Genomic DNA, 16038 nt, shown 5'->3' with positions numbered 1-16038 from the left:
TCCCTTATCTAGTGCAGTTTATTGATGAGGGCTTCTACGGAAAACGCCGTTGCTTTAAGTATAGGCGTTGGATAGATACCAAAAAATATTGTAAGAACAACCATCGGATAAAGAATAATTTTTTCTCTTACAGAGAGATCCATAAGAACCTTTAAATTTTCTTTATCCAAGGAACCAAAAACCACACGCCGATAAAGGTAAAGTGCATAGGCAGCTGATAAAATAACTCCAGTTGTAGCAAAAACAACAACCAATTTATTTACTTGAAAAACGCCTATTAAGGTTAAAAATTCACCCAAAAATCCTGAGCTCCCCGGTAAGCCAACATTTGCCATAGTGAAAATTAAGAAAACAACAGCATATTTAGGCATGTTATTCACTAAACCGCCAAAAGCTGAAATTTCGCGTGTATGTAGACGGTCGTAGATAACCCCAACACAAAGAAATAAAGCTGCTGAAACAATTCCATGCGAGAGCATCTGATAAATAGCACCTTGAATACCCTGCTCATTGGCAGCAAAAATGCCCATCGTTACGTACCCCATATGTGCTATTGAGGAATAGGCAATAAGCTTTTTTATATCATTTTGAACAAGTGCAACCAATGATGTATAAATAATAGCGATAAGCGATAATGTGAAAACTAACGGAGCAAGATCAGCTGAGGCAATAGGAAACATTGGTAAAGAAAAACGAAGAAAACCATATCCACCTAATTTGAGTAAAACACCAGCTAAAATAACCGAACCAGCTGTTGGTGCTTCTACGTGAGCATCAGGCAACCATGTATGGACCGGCCACATTGGCATTTTAACTGCAAAAGAAGCAAAAAAGGCAAGCCACAACCATATTTGCATGTGTGCAGGAAACTGATAAGTTAATAAAGTTGGTATATCAAGTGTTCCAGCTTCCCAATACATAGCCATAAGGGCAACCAGCATAAGCACTGAACCAAGTAAAGTGTAAAGGAAAAACTTTATACTTGCGTAAACACGACGCGCCCCCCCCCAAACACCTATAATAATAAACATTGGAATAAGGCTGCCTTCAAAAAAAACATAAAACAACATTGCATCAAGAGCGCAAAAGACTCCAATAATTGCAACTTCAAGAAGAAGAAAAGCAATCATATAGGCTTTTAATCTATCTTTAACATTCTCCCAACTTGCTAAAATACAGAAAGGCAAAAGAAATGCTGAGAGAACGACAAAAAGGATCGAGATACCATCAACTCCCATATGATAGCTAATGCCTCCTCCTAACCAATTGGATTTCTCAACCATTTGAAAATGAGCATTTGTATTATCAAAACCCGCCCAAATAATTAAGGATATAATAAAAACAAATACAGTCGTAAAAAATGCTACATTACGTATATTATGTTGTGCTACCTCGCTATCGTCTTTGATAAATAAAATCAGAAGTACACCAACAAGCGGTAAAAATGTAACCGTAGAAAGAATAGGCCAATCCGTCATCAGTTTACGCCCCCGATCATCATCCATGTGATCAGCAATGCAATACCTATAAGCATCGCAAATGCATAGTGATAAAGATAGCCTGTCTGAATCCGAACAACTCTATTTGTAATATCAACAACACGCGCTGCAATACCATTCGGACCTAGACCATCAATAATTTTACCGTCTCCCACCTTCCAAAGAAAGAAACTCACCTTGAAAGCAGAACGAACAAATAAAAAGTGATATAATTGATCAAAATACCATTTTTGGTAAAGAAAATTATACACTCTCGGCATAATTCCAGTCATTTTTTTAGGAAGAGAAGGAAAAGAAATATAGAATAAATAGGCTATTATAAATCCAAGAAGCATCGCTACAAATGGCGACCATTTTACCAAATTGGACACATTATGAGCCTCATGAAGAATGTGATTATGGTGGTTTGTAAACAATGCACCTTTCCAAAAGGCGTCATATAGATCACCAAAAAAATAAGGTTGAAAAACGACACCAGAAAATATTGCTCCAATAGATAAAATAAAGAGTGGAATCAACATAACTGGGGGCGATTCATGAACATGATGCATCACATCAACTGTCGCTCGTGGTTTACCATGAAATGTCATAAATATAAGTCGCCATGAATAAAAACTTGTCAATAAGGCAGCAAAAACAAGAAGATAGAAGGCATATCCTGAAGCGATATTATGTGATGCAAAAGCAGACTCTATAATTGCATCTTTGGAGAAAAAACCAGCAGTTCCGAAAAGTGTTCCTGGAATTCCAACACCTGTCAACGCAATGGTTCCTATCATCATCATCCAATAAGTTCCCTTTATATGTTTGCGTAAGCCACCCATTTTTCGCATATCTTGTTCATCAGATACGGCATGAATTACAGAACCCGCACCAAGAAATAATAAAGCTTTAAAAAAAGCATGCGTAAAAAGATGAAAAACAGCTGCTCCATAAGCTCCAACACCTAATGCAACAAACATATAACCAAGTTGTGAACATGTAGAATATGCAATCACACGCTTAATATCATTCTGTACCAATCCTACAGTTGCTGCAAAAAATGCAGTCGTTGCTCCAACAATAATGATCACTGTCAAAGCAATAGAAGAAAGTTCAAAAATGGGTGACATACGCGCAACCATAAAGACGCCAGCCGTTACCATTGTTGCCGCATGAATAAGTGCAGATACAGGAGTTGGCCCCTCCATCGCATCAGGGAGCCATGTATGTAAAAGAAATTGTGCTGATTTTCCCATCGCGCCAATAAACAATAAAAGACATGTAATAGTAATCGCCGTCTGCCCATTAAGCTGCCAACCTAGAAAGGTTATATTTTGTATGAAGCTTTTGTCTGCAGCTTTTTCAAAAATAGAAACAAAATCAACCGATTGAAACAAAACAAAAATACTAAAGATTCCTAAGAGAAAACCAAAGTCTCCAACACGATTAACCACAAAAGCTTTCATAGCAGCCTTATTGGCAGAATCTCGCTGAAACCAAAAACCAATGAGCAAATAAGAAGCAAGCCCCACACCTTCCCATCCAAAAAACATCTGTATCAAGTTATTGGATGTCACCAACATAAGCATCATAAATGTAAAGAGGGAAAGATAAGAAAAAAAACGGGACCTTGAAGGATCATGATGCATATAACCAATTGAATATATATGCACTAATGCCGAAACACTATTCACAACAACAAGCATGACAGCTGTTAATGTATCAATATGTAAAGCCCAATCAAAGGTCAAACCACCAACAGTAAGCCAATGTAATACTAAGACATCAATTACTGGAACATGACCAAGCGCAACCTTAAAAAAGGCTATCCACGATAATATGGCAACAATCACCATAAAGCTACATGTCACCAATTCATTAACGCGATCTCCTATAGTTTTTCCACCTATAGCAGCAATTAAAAAGCCCAAAAGTGGAAGAAAGACAATCGTGTAATACATTATCGGTTAGCCTTTCATTACATTAACATCTTCAACCGCAATAGAACCACGATTACGGAAAAAAACCACAAGAATTGCAAGACCAATTGCAGCTTCAGCAGCTGCTACCGTTAAAATAAATAAAGCAAATATCTGACCAACAAGATCGTGAAGAAATGCTGAAAATGCAACAAAATTGAGATTAACTGAAAGCAATATAAGCTCAATAGACATCAAGATAATAATCACATTCTTTCTATTGAGAAAAATGCCAGCAATACCAATTGTAAACATTAAAGCAGAAACAATGAGATAATGTGTAATATCAATGTGCATAGTCCCCCCTTAAATGCCCTTGCCTGATTCAACTTGTTTAATTTCAATTGCATTTTCTACTGACCGAGAAACTTGCGCAGCAATAGACTGTCTCTTGACACCAGACTTATGACGAAGTGTCAAAACAATCGCACCAATCATTGCAACCAATAAAATTATTCCAGCAATTTGAAAATAGAAAACATAATCTGTATAAAGAATATCGCCTAATGCCTGTGTATTTGTTCGCTGTACTAAATCTGGCATTGGTTGCGTAATATGTGTTCTAAGAACTGGAGAAAAATGACCACTCACAAAAACAACAATCAATTCCACAGCAATAATGCCCCCAACAAGAGCTCCAATGGGAGCATAACGAAGTGCTCCACTTTTCAACTCAGCAAAATCAACATCAAGCATCATAACCACAAACAAAAACAAAACTGCCACAGCACCAACATAAACAACAAGCAGAATAAGCCCCAAAAATTCTGCTCCTGCAAGTAAAAACAAAGCCGCAGCATTAAAAAATGCCAATATTAAAAACAAAACTGAATGCACAGGATTGCGTGCTGTAATAACAATCAGTGCACTTAAAAGCATAATGAAAGCAAATAAATAGAAAAATGCCGCCGCTAGATCTGTTAGCACAGGCTTCTCCTCAAATAATCAAAAAATTGGTACAAAACTTCATACCAGATTAAAATTTATCGGAAAATTATCCGACACCTCACTCGAGGATACACTTAACGATAAGGTGCGTCCATCAATATATTTCGAGCAATTTCTCGCTCCCAACGATCTCCATTCATTAAAAGCTTTTCTTTATCATAATAAAGCTCTTCACGTGTTTCTGTTGCAAACTCAAAATTGGGTCCTTCTACAATAGCTTCAACCGGACAAGCTTCCTGACAAAAACCACAATAAATACACTTAACCATATCTATATCATAACGGACAGTTCTACGTGTACCATCATTGCGCCGCGGCCCTGCTTCAATTGTAATAGCTTGTGCAGGACAAATCGCTTCACATAATTTACAGGCAATACACCGCTCTTCACCATTTGGATAACGACGTAGCGCATGTTCACCGCGGAAACGTTGAGAAACAAAACCTTTCTCATAAGGATAATTAATCGTAGGCTTTGGTGCAAAAAATTGACGCATTGCTAAGAAAAAAGCGCTCACAAATTCCAAGAGAAGGAGTGATTTTGCTGCCTGAATAAAACCTGACATCAGTAAAATCTCCTCTTAAACAAAACCAGTATACTTTAAAAAAGCAGCGGTTATCACAACCATTGCTAATGAAAGTGGAAGAAAAACTTTCCAACCAAGCCGCATGAGCTGATCGTAGCGATAACGTGGAACAAATGCTTTAACCATAGCAAACCAAAAAAAGACAAAGCAAACTTTTAGAACAAACCAAATGACTCCAGGAACCCAATTAAGCCACCAAACATCCAAAGGAGGTAACCAACCACCTAAAAATAAAATAGTTGTCAAAGCGCACATTAAAACAATAGCAACGTACTCACCAAGGAAGAAAAGCATGTAAGGCGTTGAAGAATATTCAACCATATGACCAGCAACAAGTTCAGATTCTGCCTCCACTAAATCAAAGGGGGGACGATTTGTTTCTGCAAGTGCAGAAATAAAAAATATAATAAACATTGGAAAAAGAATAAGCCAATTCCAATCAAGAAAACTACTAAAAGGAAGACCAAGAGTCGTTCCAAATCCATGGCTTTGTTTTTGTACAATTGTTGTGAGATCCAATGAACCACTTACTAAAATGACAGTTACAAGTACAAACCCAATAGAAACTTCATAAGAAACCATCTGTGCCGCTGAACGAAGAGCTCCTAAAAAAGGATATTTTGAATTTGATGCCCACCCACCCATAATAACGCCATAAACCTCAAGAGAAGAAATAGCTAAAATATAAAGCAAACCAACATTAATCTTTGCGACTTCCCAGCCTTCATTAACTGGAACAACAGCCCAAGTTGATAAAGCAAGCGTAGCGGAAATAAAAGGCGCTAAAAGAAAAACACCCTTATTAGCACCAGCAGGGATAATAGGCTCCTTAACAACAAATTTAATTAAATCTGCAAAAGACTGTAACAACCCCCATGGACCAACAACATTGGGACCACGCCGCAATTGCACTGCTGCCCAAATCTTTCTATCTGCGTAAAGAAGATACGCAACTAAGACAAGGAGAACAATCAACAGCAGAAGTGTTTTCCCAACTATAATAAGTAATGGCAATAGCCAAGTCATAAAGAAATCATACATCATTATTCCTTTTTCTCTGCCCTTACTTTACAGCTTGTGTAGCACGGTCTTTTGCCAGACATGAACATTCTGCCATAACTGCAGAAGCACGTGCTATTGGATTTGTCAAATAAAAGTCTTTAATCATAGAAGTAAATGTTTGCCTCTCTAGAGCAACCATTTGCGAACCAAGCGCTTTAAGATTATCTACACAGGAAGGTACTATATCATCAATGGCACAAAGATGTGGATAATCATTAAACAGGCTCTGTCTTAATTGAGAAAGCGAATCAAAAGGAAGCTTATGTCCTAAAACATCCGATAAAGCACGTAAAATAGCCCAATCCTCCTTTGCTTCACCTGGAGCAAAACCCGCCCGATTTGTCATTTGAACACGTCCTTCCGTATTCACATAGAGGCCTGATTTTTCAGTGTAAGCCGACGCAGGCAAAATAACATCAGCAGCATGCGCACCATAATCACCATGGCTACCAATATAAATTGTAAAAGCTTTTGTATTGGCTAGTTTTACTTCATCAGCACCAAGCAAAAATAAAACTTCACAGGTTTTAATGATATTTGCAACCCCAAGTTTAGAAGTAAAACCGATCTCCAATCCTCCAACAGCCGACGCTGCATTGTGAAGAACACCAAATCCATTCCATTCCTCACTAAGAGCTCCAACACTATCAGCCAATTTTGCAAGATTTTTTAAAACAGACAAGCCTTCTTTACCTGAAACAGCACCCTCCCCGATAAGAATAAGTGGCCTTTTGGCTTCTTTTAACACATTAAAAAAGCCATCCTCTCCACGAATGAGTGTACTCAATGCATCCGTACCAGCTCCAAGATACGAGTATGGATACCGTAAATCGACCTTCTCTCCAATGAGAGCAATGGGAAAACGCCCCATCCTTTGGCGTTTTAAAATACGTGCGTTCAAAACAGCTGCCTCATAGCGCGGATTAGAGCCTACGATAAGCAATGCATCCGCCTGCTCAATACCTGCAATTGTCGGATTAAAAATGTAACTCGAACGTCCCAATTCAGGAGATAAAGCCATTCCTCTTTGACGAAAATCAAATATCTTTGAATTCAATGAAAGCAACAATGTTTTCAGTGCATACATTTCCTCAACGGAAGCAAGATCTCCAGCAATCGCCCCAATTTTTTCTGGTGCGGTTTTAGAAACTACCATTTTAATCTTTGCAAAAGCTTCTGTCCAACTTACAGGTTGAAGCCTTCCATCTTTGCGTACATATGGCTTATCAAGCCGTTGAGTGCGTAATCCATCCCAAATAAAACGTGTCTTATCAGAAATCCACTCCTCATTTACATCTTCATTTGTACGCGGCATAATCCGCATAACTTCACGACCGCGGCTATCAATGCGAATAGCACTACCAAGTGCATCCATCACATCAATAGATTCCGTTTTAACCAATTCCCATGGACGTGCATGAAATGCATAAGGTTTTGAAGTTAAAGCTCCTACCGGACAAAGATCAATAACATTTCCTTGCAACTCAGATGTCATTGCTTTTTCAAGATATGTTGTAATTTCAGCATCTTCACCACGACCTATCAAACCAAGTTCAGAAATACCTGCAACTTCCGTCGTAAAACGAACACACCGCGTGCAATGGATACAACGTGTCATAACAGTTTTCACAAGTGGTCCAATATATTTATCTTCTACAGCCCGCTTATTTTCTGTATATCGAGAACAGTCACGTCCATAGAGCATTGCTTGATCTTGAAGATCACATTCTCCTCCTTGATCGCAGACAGGACAATCTAAAGGATGGTTGATGAGGAGAAACTCCATGACACCTTCACGTGCTTTTTTAACCATCTCTGTATTGGTAAAAATTTCTGGCACTTCGCCATTAGGACCTAATCGTAAATCGCGAACACCCATAGCACAAGAAGCCTGAGGTTTTGGAGCTGCTCCTTTAACCTCAACCAAACACATGCGACAATTTCCAGCAATTGACAAAGATTCATGAAAACAAAAACGTGGCACCTCAGCACCAGCCGCTTCTGCTGCCTGAAGCAACGTATAGTAATCAGGGACCTCGATCTCTTTACCATCAACTTTGATATTTATCATCATTCATCCAGCCTGCGGATAACCCACTTAAAACTTGCATTGTTGCTCTTAAAACAAAATCCTCTATCCAACTGCTTCCAAAGCAATATTTTTTCTTTGAACGACATTTCGCGTATAATCATCAATTCTACGCTCGATTTCTGGACGAAAATTACGTATCAACCCCTGTATAGGCCATGCCGCGGCATCACCAAGTGCACAAATAGTGTGCCCTTCAACCTGTTTAGACACTTCAAACAAAAGGTCAATCTCGCGTTTTTGCGCTCTCCCTTCAACCATACGCCCTAAAAGACGCATCATCCATCCGGTTCCTTCACGACATGGCGTACACTGACCACAACTTTCATGTTTAAAAAAAGCTGCTATACGCCAAATTGCCTTGATAATATCGGTTGATTTGTCCATCACGATCATACCACCAGTGCCAAAAGAAGAGCCGACATCTCGCATCCCATCAAAATCCATGATTGCATCAACCATATCCTCACCACGAACAACTGGACAAGAAGCTCCACCTGGAATGACTGCTAAAAGATTGTCCCATCCACCACGAATACCACCTGCATGTTTTTCAATTAACTCACGAAAAGAAACACCAAGAGCGTCTTCAAATGTACAAGGTGCATTCACATGCCCAGAAACCATAAATAATTTTGTTCCAACATTATTGGCACGTCCGATTGATGAAAACCAAGAAGCTCCTCGACGCAGAATCGTTGGAACAACAGCTATAGATTCGACATTGTTTACTGTCGTTGGACAGCCATAAATCCCCATATTCGCAGGGAATGGTGGTTTAAGCCGAGGTTGTCCTTTTTTCCCTTCAAGGCTTTCGAGAAGAGCTGTTTCTTCTCCACAAATATAAGCACCAGCACCATGATGAAGAATAATATCGCAAGCATGTCCATATTTTGTTTTTTTGCCAAGTAAGCCCGCATCATAACACTCATCAACAGCCGCCTGAAGCGCTTCACGTTCACGAATATATTCACCACGAATATAGATAAAAGCAACATTCGCTCCCATAGCAAAAGTTGCAAATACACATCCTTCAATTAAAGTATGAGGATCATGCCGTAAGATATCGCGATCTTTACATGTTCCGGGTTCTGATTCATCTGCATTAACAACTAAATAATGGGGACGACCATCACTTTGCTTTGGCATAAAAGACCACTTCATTCCTGTAGGGAAACCAGCACCTCCACGTCCGCGCAAACCTGATGCCTTTACCTCATCAATGATCCAATCACGGCCTTTTTCGATAATCGCCTTGGTACCATCCCAGTGTCCACGTGAGATTGCAGCTTTTAGTGATTTCTCTTTAAAACCATAAATGTTGGTGAAAATACGATCCTTATCAGCCAGCATTCCCCCCCTCTTTTCTATTGCCCGTAGCATTCTTAGTTTTTCCTCAAATGCAATTCTTAAATATCTTTTCAATTAACTTTTAGTCAAATACTGCCACAACAGATGGAATAATAAAATATCTTTTCCAGAAAAATACTATGTCCCTCATTCCTCTTTACCCTTTTTCTTTGACGATTTAAGTGTCTTCTTTTCTTCTTGTTCAATGAGAGAGGTTAAACCACTAATTGGCTCCGATGATTTACGACTATTTTGTGGACCAACTGCTATCTCAGAACCTTTACCTGCTTCAAATGCATCAATAATTTCTTCAAGACGTTCAGCCGTAAGATCTTCATAAGTGTCTTTAAAAATCATAATCATAGGAGCATTCACACAGGCACCAAGACATTCCACCTCTTCCCACGATAATGTTCCCTCTTGATTGGTAACAAAAGGTTCATGATGAATTTTTTTCTGACAAACTTTGATCAATTCAGCAGACCCACGTAACATACAAGGGGTCGTACCACAAACCTGAATATGTGCCTTCGTTCCAACTGGATGAAGCTGAAACTGAGTATAAAAAGTTGCAACCTCTAGAACACGAATATAAGCCATGGAAAGAAGCTGTGCGATATGCTCAATCGCAGCGCGTGTTACCCAGCCATCTTGCTCTTGAGCACGCATTAATAATGGAATTACAGCAGATTGCTCACGCCCTACAGGATATTTTTCTATAGTATTTTTTACCCATATCTGATTTTCCTTTGTAAAAGAAAACTCTGCGGGTTGGTAAATATCATCTGCAAGACGGCGCACGGACATTAGCGATCAACCTCCCCAAAAACAATATCAATCGAACCTAAAATAGCTGTAGCATCCGCCAACATATGACCTCGTGTTAAAAAATCCATAGCTTGAAGATGAGCAAAACCTGGAGCACGCAACTTAACACGATAAGGCTTATTCGTTCCATCAGAAATAAGATAAACCCCGAACTCGCCCTTCGGAGCTTCCACAGCAACATATACCTCACCAGGAGGAGTATGAAAACCTTCCGTATAAAGCTTAAAATGATGAATAAGCGCTTCCATTGAACTTTTCATTTCGCTCCGCTTTGGGGGAACGATTTTGCGATCTAAACTCGAAACTGGTCCGTTTTTTTCAGTACTCAGCAAACGATCCACACATTGGCGCATAATTTTTGCTGATTGACGCATCTCTTCCATACGAATCAGGTAGCGATCATAACAATCGCTATTCTTGCCTACAGGAATATCAAATTCCATTTCATCATAACATTCATAAGGTTGGCTTTTACGCAAATCCCATGGCACACCAGCACCACGAATCATGACACCAGAAAAACCACGAGCCCAAGCTTCATCAATACTCACTACACCAATATCGACATTACGCTGCTTAAAAATCCGATTTGGTGTTACAAGCGCATCAAGTTTACCAAGAGCAATAAGAAAGGGATCAATAAAATTACCAATATCCTCAATCAAAGATTCCGGTAAATCCTGATGCACACCACCAGGACGAAAGTAATTTGCATGAAGACGTGCTCCACACGCGCGCTCATAAAAAATCATCAATCTTTCACGTTGTTCAAATCCCCAAAGCGGTGGTGTCAAAGCACCAACATCCATTGCTTGCGTTGTTACATTAAGCAAATGATTAAGAATGCGCCCAATTTCAGAAAACAAAACACGTATTAGCTGCCCTCTTTTGGGAACCTCAACACCCAATAATTTTTCAACAGCAAGTACAAAAGCATGCTCCTGATTCATAGGAGCAACATAATCTAAACGGTCTAAATAAGGGCCAGCTTGAAGATAAGTTTTTGTTTCCATTAATTTTTCGGTACCGCGATGCAACAATCCAATATGTGGATCTACACGCTCGACAACTTCACCGTCCAATTCCAGAACCATGCGCAAAACCCCATGCGCTGCAGGATGCTGCGGTCCAAAATTGATATTAAAATTCCGAACATTAACCTCAGCCACACTCAACCCCTTGCTTTTCAAAAAAACTTCATATTAAATATTAATAAAATCTTTTATCATACGAAAAACATTTAATTATTTTAAATAACATTACTCTAAATACTAAACTTTATTAGCTCAAATATTATTTTTGGATGTCTATTTTTTCATCACATGGCAAAACATATTGTCCTCCCTCCCAAGGAGAAAGAAAATCGAAATTGCGCATTTCTTGCCGCAAAATAACAGGTTCATAAATTACCCTCTTTGCTTCATTATCATAACGGCATTCAACAAATCCTGTCACAGGAAAATCTTTACGTAAAGGATGCCCTTCGAATCCATAATCGGTTAAAATCCGCCTTAAATCTGGATGCCCTGAAAATAAAATTCCATACATATCGTACGCCTCACGCTCATACCACTCTGCCCCAGGATAAATCGCGCAAGCGGAAGCAACAGGCGTATTTTCATCAGTACGAACTTTAACACGCAAACGCAAATTCTCACGAGGAGATAACAATTGGTAAGAAACATCAAAACGTTTATCGCGAGATGGATAATCAACGCCACTAATGTCTGTAAGATTAATAAATTGACAACGAGAATCATCACGAACAAACATCAAAACGTCTGTAATTGCAGAGAGAGATGATATTATAGTCAATTCACCAAATGCAAGAACGGTTTCTTCAAGTTTATCTCCTAATTTGTTTTTCAAATAGGCAGCAAGTTCAACCAATGATTCATTCACCATGATAATAAAGCCCCTATCGTTCTATGGAACCAGTACGACGAATTTTTTTCTGTAATAATAATATACCGTACAGCAACGCCTCTGCTGTAGGAGGACACCCTGGAACATAAATATCCACAGGCACAATACGATCGCACCCACGTACAACTGAATAAGAATAATGGTAATATCCACCACCATTGGCACACGATCCCATAGAAATCACATAACGTGGTTCTGGCATTTGATCGTACACTTTTCTTAAAGCAGGGGCCATCTTATTCGTTAAGGTACCCGCTACCACCATAACATCTGACTGACGGGGTGAAGCGCGTGGCGCATATCCAAAACGCTCATTATCATAGTGGGGCATTGAACATTGCATCATTTCAATAGCACAACAAGCCAAACCAAAACTCATCCACATTAAAGAGCCGGTACGCGCCCAAGTAATCAAAGCATCTGCCGAAGTAACTAAAAAACCCTTATCCGATAATTCAGCATGAATATCACGAAAAAATTTATCGTCAGAACCTATCAATTCGCCTGTATTCGGATCAATAATTCCTTTTGGTTTTGGAGCAGTCATTGTTGAATTATTAAATATTAATCCCATTCAAGAGCTCCTTTTTTCCATTCATATATAAACCCGATAGTTAAAAGTGTTAAAAACACAATCATTGACCAAAAGCCAAACATACCAATCGAGTTAAATGAAACTGCCCAAGGAAACAGGAAAGCAACTTCAAGATCAAAAATAATAAACAAAATCGACACTAAATAAAAACGAATATCAAACTTCATACGCGCATCATCAAATGAATTAAAACCACATTCATAAGCCGATAATTTTTCAGGATCCGGCGAACGATAAGCCACGATATAAGGCATAATTAAAAGAACCCCAGCAATAACTGCTGAAACAGTGATAAAGATTAACACCGGCAAATAAGAGCCCAATAAATGAGTCATAATCCTCTTCCACCTTAACGAAATGACCAGATTAAAACAATCATTCCATATTGTTAAATCAAACAGGTAAATTATCTCTGTCCATTTCCGCTCATATTGCTTCAAGAACATACTGAGCGCGCTTTTCTTATCGGCATAGGTAACGCAGAGAAAAGCAAGACGCAAGCCCTATTCTTATAAACCGTACAAAAAGGAAAAAATCTAAACTTAAAAAAACATCCAAAATAACACCTTAACGGCCCTACACCTTGCATATAAGGATGTTCATATCTCAAAAAAAAATAAAAAGTCATAAAAGAAATTATGAAAATGGCGCGAGTGACGGGGCTCGAACCCGCGACCTCCGGCGTGACAGGCCAGCACTCTAACCAACTGAGCTACACCCGCGCACTTTTTTCAAACCAATTGATATTGGTATAAGCGGTCGTGTAAGTGGTTCATGCGTTTATGTCAAGCGGACTTATGCATTTTTTTAAAAAAATTGTAAAACACTATCTTTATTCTTGCGTTTAGATTTTTTTTTACGTAAAGAGAGCCTGTCCAATTGCTGATCATTATATTGGGCGATTAGCTCAGCTGGTAGAGCGCCTCGTTTACACCGAGGATGTCGGGAGTTCGAGTCTCTCATCGCCCACCATATGCTTTTAAGATACATGTAACTTACTGATTTTACATGCATTTTTTAAAGTGAGGGATTCGTGGATAAAAGTGAGGGAATAGGATTTCGAATCATGCCTCTACAACAGGGGCATTTTTTTTGAAAAGACTTTTTTCTTTAACTCTTCGTTAACCATCTTTTGAGGTGTGTGAGGATGTTATCCAGCGCATCCATAATGCGGGCAAAATCGATAATGAACATAAAAATAATGAACGCTATCCACTTCACGCAACGAGACATCATCTTCAAACCTTGATAGGTATTGATCATCTCATAAAGCAGCTGTCGTTCGTTTTCTGTAAGTTCTTTATCTTTGTTGTTTGCTTTCTCGACCATCTTTCCAACCGCATAAATGCGCTCCCTGCTTGTTATGCTTTAAAATATCTCTTGCTAGATTGGGACTGATGACCGCAACATCCTGATTATCCAAATAAATAGGCAACCAGCCAACACAAGAAACAGACCTATTTGCCGCGCACCCAACGAGAAAGTTCAGAGCGCACACCAGCATCACTTTTTTGATTAACTTCATTTTCTACCTCAAGCCGTCTTATTGCTGTCTTCAAAGCATTCTTTGTTTGCTTGTGCTGTTCACTTTTCTTGCCAAGGTAAAACGCCTTGGCTAAAGCCATAAAAAAAACGGCTAAAGCCGCTGTAAACATCAGGTAATATTTCTTGAACCAGAAAATCACAACCGTTGCTCCCGAAACCGTTTAGCCACAAACACTATGCCCGTGCATGCCGCTAAAACCATAATGACGGCTAGTGCCCATTGGATAGGTCCATTGCCTGCCAATAATCCTCCAAGACCTGAACACGAGCCTATAATCGGTGCTAGGGCTTCTGCTTTGAGAAGTCCCGTTGCCTCTTTCGTTTCCACATGTTGATAGTTCGAAGAAACATAAGCCCCTTTCGCCCATAACCCTGCTTCTGCTGCTCTACGGTTTGCTAATCCTTTAAGAGGCTTGCCCCCTATCTTATTCCATCTCTGTAATTCTGCTGGAACCGATTCATAATCACCCTTATTAAGCTTTTTTAACAAGGTAGACTTGCAAAACGCTTTTGTGCCTACATTATAGCAAAATGACACTAATGCCGCGAATTGTTCATCCGTCAACGAAACCTTAACGGCTTCTTCAACCGTTTTCTCAAATTGCTTTAAATCCTCACAAAGAATTTCTTCTGCTTGCTTTTGTGTAATGTACATGCCCTTCTTAACAATTGGCTTGCCCGCAGAGCTGGTGTGACCATAACCTATCGTCCAAACACATGCTGTATCTTGATACGCATTCAAACGTAGTCCCTCCCATTGCTTGATCAGCTCTAAACCTTCTTTCGATATTCTTCTCATTGCTTGCTCCATAAAAAAAAGCCCCACAAAAGGGAGCTGGATAAAAGGGATATCTCAGGGAGAACTAGACAGTTTCATCCCTATTCTCTTTAATTAATTGTTCTACTTCTTCAACACTAAAGCCAAGGGAACTAAGAGAGGAATATTCACTCTCTTGTAATTCATACTGATACCGTTTTTTGATAACAGCACCATCATCTACAGATACACCTGTTTCATCGTAAACGGTGTGTGTCTCATCCTCAACACCTGCTTCCCATTCGCTAAGTTCACGGTCCCGAACCCAATGAAAACGCGTTGCTAAAAGATGTTCTAGCCTTTTCACCGTTTCTGCCTTGTCATAATCAAGCATGTTCAAATAATCTTGTTTCGTATTTAAATGCTCTGGATATTCTTTCATTCCTATCGTCTCCTCTAAACCTAACGATTAGGACGGCTACAACCGCGTGCCCCTACTTCCTCACTCCGTGAACCACGAGACAAGACACCACGTAGGGACGCACTGCTTTGTCCATCATTGGACCAACTGCCACCTCCTACTAAAACATTCATTTCTGTTTTATAACTTGTCCACAAGGTTGAAGTAGACTGGACTTGCATAGCAAAAATGCCTGATAAATATTGCCAAACATAACCGCAACCATCCTCACAACCGATATGCGAAATCATCCGCCTATTCGCTGTATCAACATGTCCTCCTGAATGCTTAGAGCTAGGCGCTTTTTTCCCTTCAATGTTTGTCTTGTCATTGCTCCCATACATCGCTGAAGCAAACTGTTCATCATTCAACAAAGATTTCTTCACGCGCCTCAAATCGTCTGAAAAATCCGTATGGCTACGATTGGTCGT

18 protein-coding genes, 2 tRNA genes and 1 pseudogene are annotated in these 16038 nt (G+C 39.4%); 1 reads left to right on the top strand and 20 read right to left on the bottom strand.

Annotated features, from left to right (window positions below; genetic code table 11):
• Nucleotides 1–8 precede the first annotated feature (8 nt).
• From ME1_RS04350 to ME1_RS04285, 14 genes are all read right to left on the bottom strand, one after another.
• Nucleotides 9–1478: an NADH-quinone oxidoreductase subunit M gene (locus ME1_RS04350; RefSeq protein ID WP_035011650.1), complete on the bottom strand. Its 1470-nt coding sequence runs from the start codon at nt 1476–1478 to the stop codon at nt 9–11.
• Nucleotides 1478–3442, bottom strand: coding sequence for an NADH-quinone oxidoreductase subunit L (nuoL, locus tag ME1_RS04345; protein WP_004863770.1), 1965 nt, complete (start codon nt 3440–3442; stop codon nt 1478–1480). Before nuoL ends, ME1_RS04350 begins: the two co-directional genes overlap by 1 nt.
• 6 nt (nt 3443–3448) lie before the next feature.
• The gene (gene nuoK / locus ME1_RS04340; protein WP_004860043.1) at nt 3449–3757 is read right to left on the bottom strand and encodes an NADH-quinone oxidoreductase subunit NuoK; all 309 of its coding nucleotides are present in this window, start codon (nt 3755–3757) and stop codon (nt 3449–3451) included.
• Nucleotides 3758–3766: 9 nt separating this feature from the next.
• On the bottom strand, nt 3767–4387 hold the full coding sequence (locus ME1_RS04335; RefSeq protein WP_004863767.1) for an NADH-quinone oxidoreductase subunit J: 621 nt from the start codon (nt 4385–4387) through the stop codon (nt 3767–3769).
• Between the two features lie 95 nt (nt 4388–4482).
• A complete protein-coding gene (gene nuoI, locus ME1_RS04330) occupies nt 4483–4974 on the bottom strand; it encodes an NADH-quinone oxidoreductase subunit NuoI (RefSeq protein ID WP_004863764.1) in 492 nt (163 codons plus the stop codon).
• 15 nt (nt 4975–4989) lie between these two features.
• The gene (gene nuoH / locus ME1_RS04325) at nt 4990–6036 is read right to left on the bottom strand and encodes an NADH-quinone oxidoreductase subunit NuoH (RefSeq protein WP_004863761.1); all 1047 of its coding nucleotides are present in this window, start codon (nt 6034–6036) and stop codon (nt 4990–4992) included.
• Between the two features lie 22 nt (nt 6037–6058).
• Nucleotides 6059–8128, bottom strand: a complete 2070-nt coding sequence (gene nuoG / locus ME1_RS04320; protein WP_035008947.1) for an NADH-quinone oxidoreductase subunit NuoG — start codon at nt 8126–8128, stop codon at nt 6059–6061.
• Between the two features lie 63 nt (nt 8129–8191).
• Nucleotides 8192–9499, bottom strand: coding sequence for an NADH-quinone oxidoreductase subunit NuoF (nuoF, locus tag ME1_RS04315; RefSeq protein WP_035011648.1), 1308 nt, complete (start codon nt 9497–9499; stop codon nt 8192–8194).
• Between the two features lie 144 nt (nt 9500–9643).
• Nucleotides 9644–10303 (bottom strand): NADH-quinone oxidoreductase subunit NuoE, encoded by a 660-nt coding sequence (gene nuoE / locus ME1_RS04310; protein ID WP_004863752.1) that lies wholly within the window; start codon nt 10301–10303, stop codon nt 9644–9646.
• On the bottom strand, nt 10303–11493 hold the full coding sequence (locus ME1_RS04305) for an NADH-quinone oxidoreductase subunit D (protein WP_004863749.1): 1191 nt from the start codon (nt 11491–11493) through the stop codon (nt 10303–10305). Before ME1_RS04305 ends, nuoE begins: the two co-directional genes overlap by 1 nt.
• Nucleotides 11494–11617: 124 nt before the next feature.
• The gene (locus tag ME1_RS04300; RefSeq protein WP_196792787.1) at nt 11618–12226 is read right to left on the bottom strand and encodes an NADH-quinone oxidoreductase subunit C; all 609 of its coding nucleotides are present in this window, start codon (nt 12224–12226) and stop codon (nt 11618–11620) included.
• Nucleotides 12227–12242: 16 nt separating this feature from the next.
• Nucleotides 12243–12824, bottom strand: coding sequence for a NuoB/complex I 20 kDa subunit family protein (locus tag ME1_RS04295; protein WP_004863744.1), 582 nt, complete (start codon nt 12822–12824; stop codon nt 12243–12245).
• Nucleotides 12815–13180: an NADH-quinone oxidoreductase subunit A gene (locus ME1_RS04290; protein ID WP_004863741.1), complete on the bottom strand. Its 366-nt coding sequence runs from the start codon at nt 13178–13180 to the stop codon at nt 12815–12817. The genes ME1_RS04295 and ME1_RS04290 overlap by 10 nt, the downstream gene beginning before the upstream one ends.
• Nucleotides 13181–13490: 310 nt before the next feature.
• A tRNA-Asp gene (locus ME1_RS04285) sits at nt 13491–13567 on the bottom strand.
• A 174-nt stretch (nt 13568–13741) separates the two neighbouring features.
• Here ME1_RS04285 and ME1_RS04280 point away from each other — a divergent pair.
• A tRNA-Val gene (locus ME1_RS04280) sits at nt 13742–13817 on the top strand.
• Nucleotides 13818–13955: 138 nt separating this feature from the next.
• Here the strand turns inward: ME1_RS04280 and ME1_RS04275 are convergent.
• The 6 genes and pseudogenes from ME1_RS04275 to ME1_RS08105 form a co-directional block, all read right to left on the bottom strand.
• Nucleotides 13956–14174 (bottom strand): hypothetical protein, encoded by a 219-nt coding sequence (locus tag ME1_RS04275; protein ID WP_035011646.1) that lies wholly within the window; start codon nt 14172–14174, stop codon nt 13956–13958.
• Nucleotides 14146–14370 carry a hypothetical protein gene (locus tag ME1_RS08250; protein ID WP_081485018.1) on the bottom strand — a complete coding sequence of 75 codons (225 nt, stop codon included), beginning with the start codon at nt 14368–14370 and terminating at the stop codon, nt 14146–14148. The genes ME1_RS04275 and ME1_RS08250 overlap by 29 nt, the downstream gene beginning before the upstream one ends.
• Entirely contained in the window at nt 14303–14530 is a 228-nt protein-coding gene (locus tag ME1_RS04270) for a hypothetical protein (RefSeq protein WP_004863738.1), read from the bottom strand. The genes ME1_RS08250 and ME1_RS04270 overlap by 68 nt, the downstream gene beginning before the upstream one ends.
• The gene (locus ME1_RS04265; RefSeq protein WP_004863735.1) at nt 14527–15189 is read right to left on the bottom strand and encodes a lysozyme; all 663 of its coding nucleotides are present in this window, start codon (nt 15187–15189) and stop codon (nt 14527–14529) included. The genes ME1_RS04270 and ME1_RS04265 overlap by 4 nt, the downstream gene beginning before the upstream one ends.
• A 64-nt stretch (nt 15190–15253) precedes the next feature.
• Nucleotides 15254–15589, bottom strand: a complete 336-nt coding sequence (locus ME1_RS04260; protein ID WP_004863732.1) for a hypothetical protein — start codon at nt 15587–15589, stop codon at nt 15254–15256.
• Between the two features lie 20 nt (nt 15590–15609).
• Nucleotides 15610–16038, bottom strand: a pseudogene (locus ME1_RS08105) (hypothetical protein); the annotation flags it as partial.

The organism is Bartonella vinsonii subsp. arupensis OK-94-513, assembly GCF_000278235.1.
GTDB classification, from domain to species: domain Bacteria; phylum Pseudomonadota; class Alphaproteobacteria; order Rhizobiales; family Rhizobiaceae; genus Bartonella; species Bartonella arupensis.
The sequence above is the reverse complement of the archived record's forward strand: the minus strand, read 5'-3'. Positions and strand labels throughout refer to the sequence as shown.

What these genes read in the sequence shown, in the direction of transcription:
- nuoK (WP_004860043.1), bottom strand. Translation starts at nt 3,757, where the DNA reads ATGCACATTGATATTACACATTATCTCATTGTTTCTGCTTTAATGTTT.
- nuoH (WP_004863761.1), bottom strand. Translation starts at nt 6,036, where the DNA reads ATGTATGATTTCTTTATGACTTGGCTATTGCCATTACTTATTATAGTT.
- nuoE (WP_004863752.1), bottom strand. Translation starts at nt 10,303, where the DNA reads ATGTCCGTGCGCCGTCTTGCAGATGATATTTACCAACCCGCAGAGTTT.
- ME1_RS04275 (WP_035011646.1), bottom strand. Translation starts at nt 14,174, where the DNA reads ATGGTCGAGAAAGCAAACAACAAAGATAAAGAACTTACAGAAAACGAA.
- ME1_RS04290 (WP_004863741.1), bottom strand. Translation starts at nt 13,180, where the DNA reads ATGACTCATTTATTGGGCTCTTATTTGCCGGTGTTAATCTTTATCACT.
- ME1_RS04260 (WP_004863732.1), bottom strand. Translation starts at nt 15,589, where the DNA reads ATGAAAGAATATCCAGAGCATTTAAATACGAAACAAGATTATTTGAAC.
- nuoF (WP_035011648.1), bottom strand. Translation starts at nt 9,499, where the DNA reads ATGCTGGCTGATAAGGATCGTATTTTCACCAACATTTATGGTTTTAAA.
- ME1_RS04265 (WP_004863735.1), bottom strand. Translation starts at nt 15,189, where the DNA reads ATGAGAAGAATATCGAAAGAAGGTTTAGAGCTGATCAAGCAATGGGAG.
- ME1_RS04295 (WP_004863744.1), bottom strand. Translation starts at nt 12,824, where the DNA reads ATGGGATTAATATTTAATAATTCAACAATGACTGCTCCAAAACCAAAA.
- nuoI (WP_004863764.1), bottom strand. Translation starts at nt 4,974, where the DNA reads ATGTCAGGTTTTATTCAGGCAGCAAAATCACTCCTTCTCTTGGAATTT.
- nuoG (WP_035008947.1), bottom strand. Translation starts at nt 8,128, where the DNA reads ATGATAAATATCAAAGTTGATGGTAAAGAGATCGAGGTCCCTGATTAC.
- nuoL (WP_004863770.1), bottom strand. Translation starts at nt 3,442, where the DNA reads ATGTATTACACGATTGTCTTTCTTCCACTTTTGGGCTTTTTAATTGCT.
- ME1_RS08250 (WP_081485018.1), bottom strand. Translation starts at nt 14,370, where the DNA reads ATGAAGTTAATCAAAAAAGTGATGCTGGTGTGCGCTCTGAACTTTCTC.
- ME1_RS04350 (WP_035011650.1), bottom strand. Translation starts at nt 1,478, where the DNA reads ATGACGGATTGGCCTATTCTTTCTACGGTTACATTTTTACCGCTTGTT.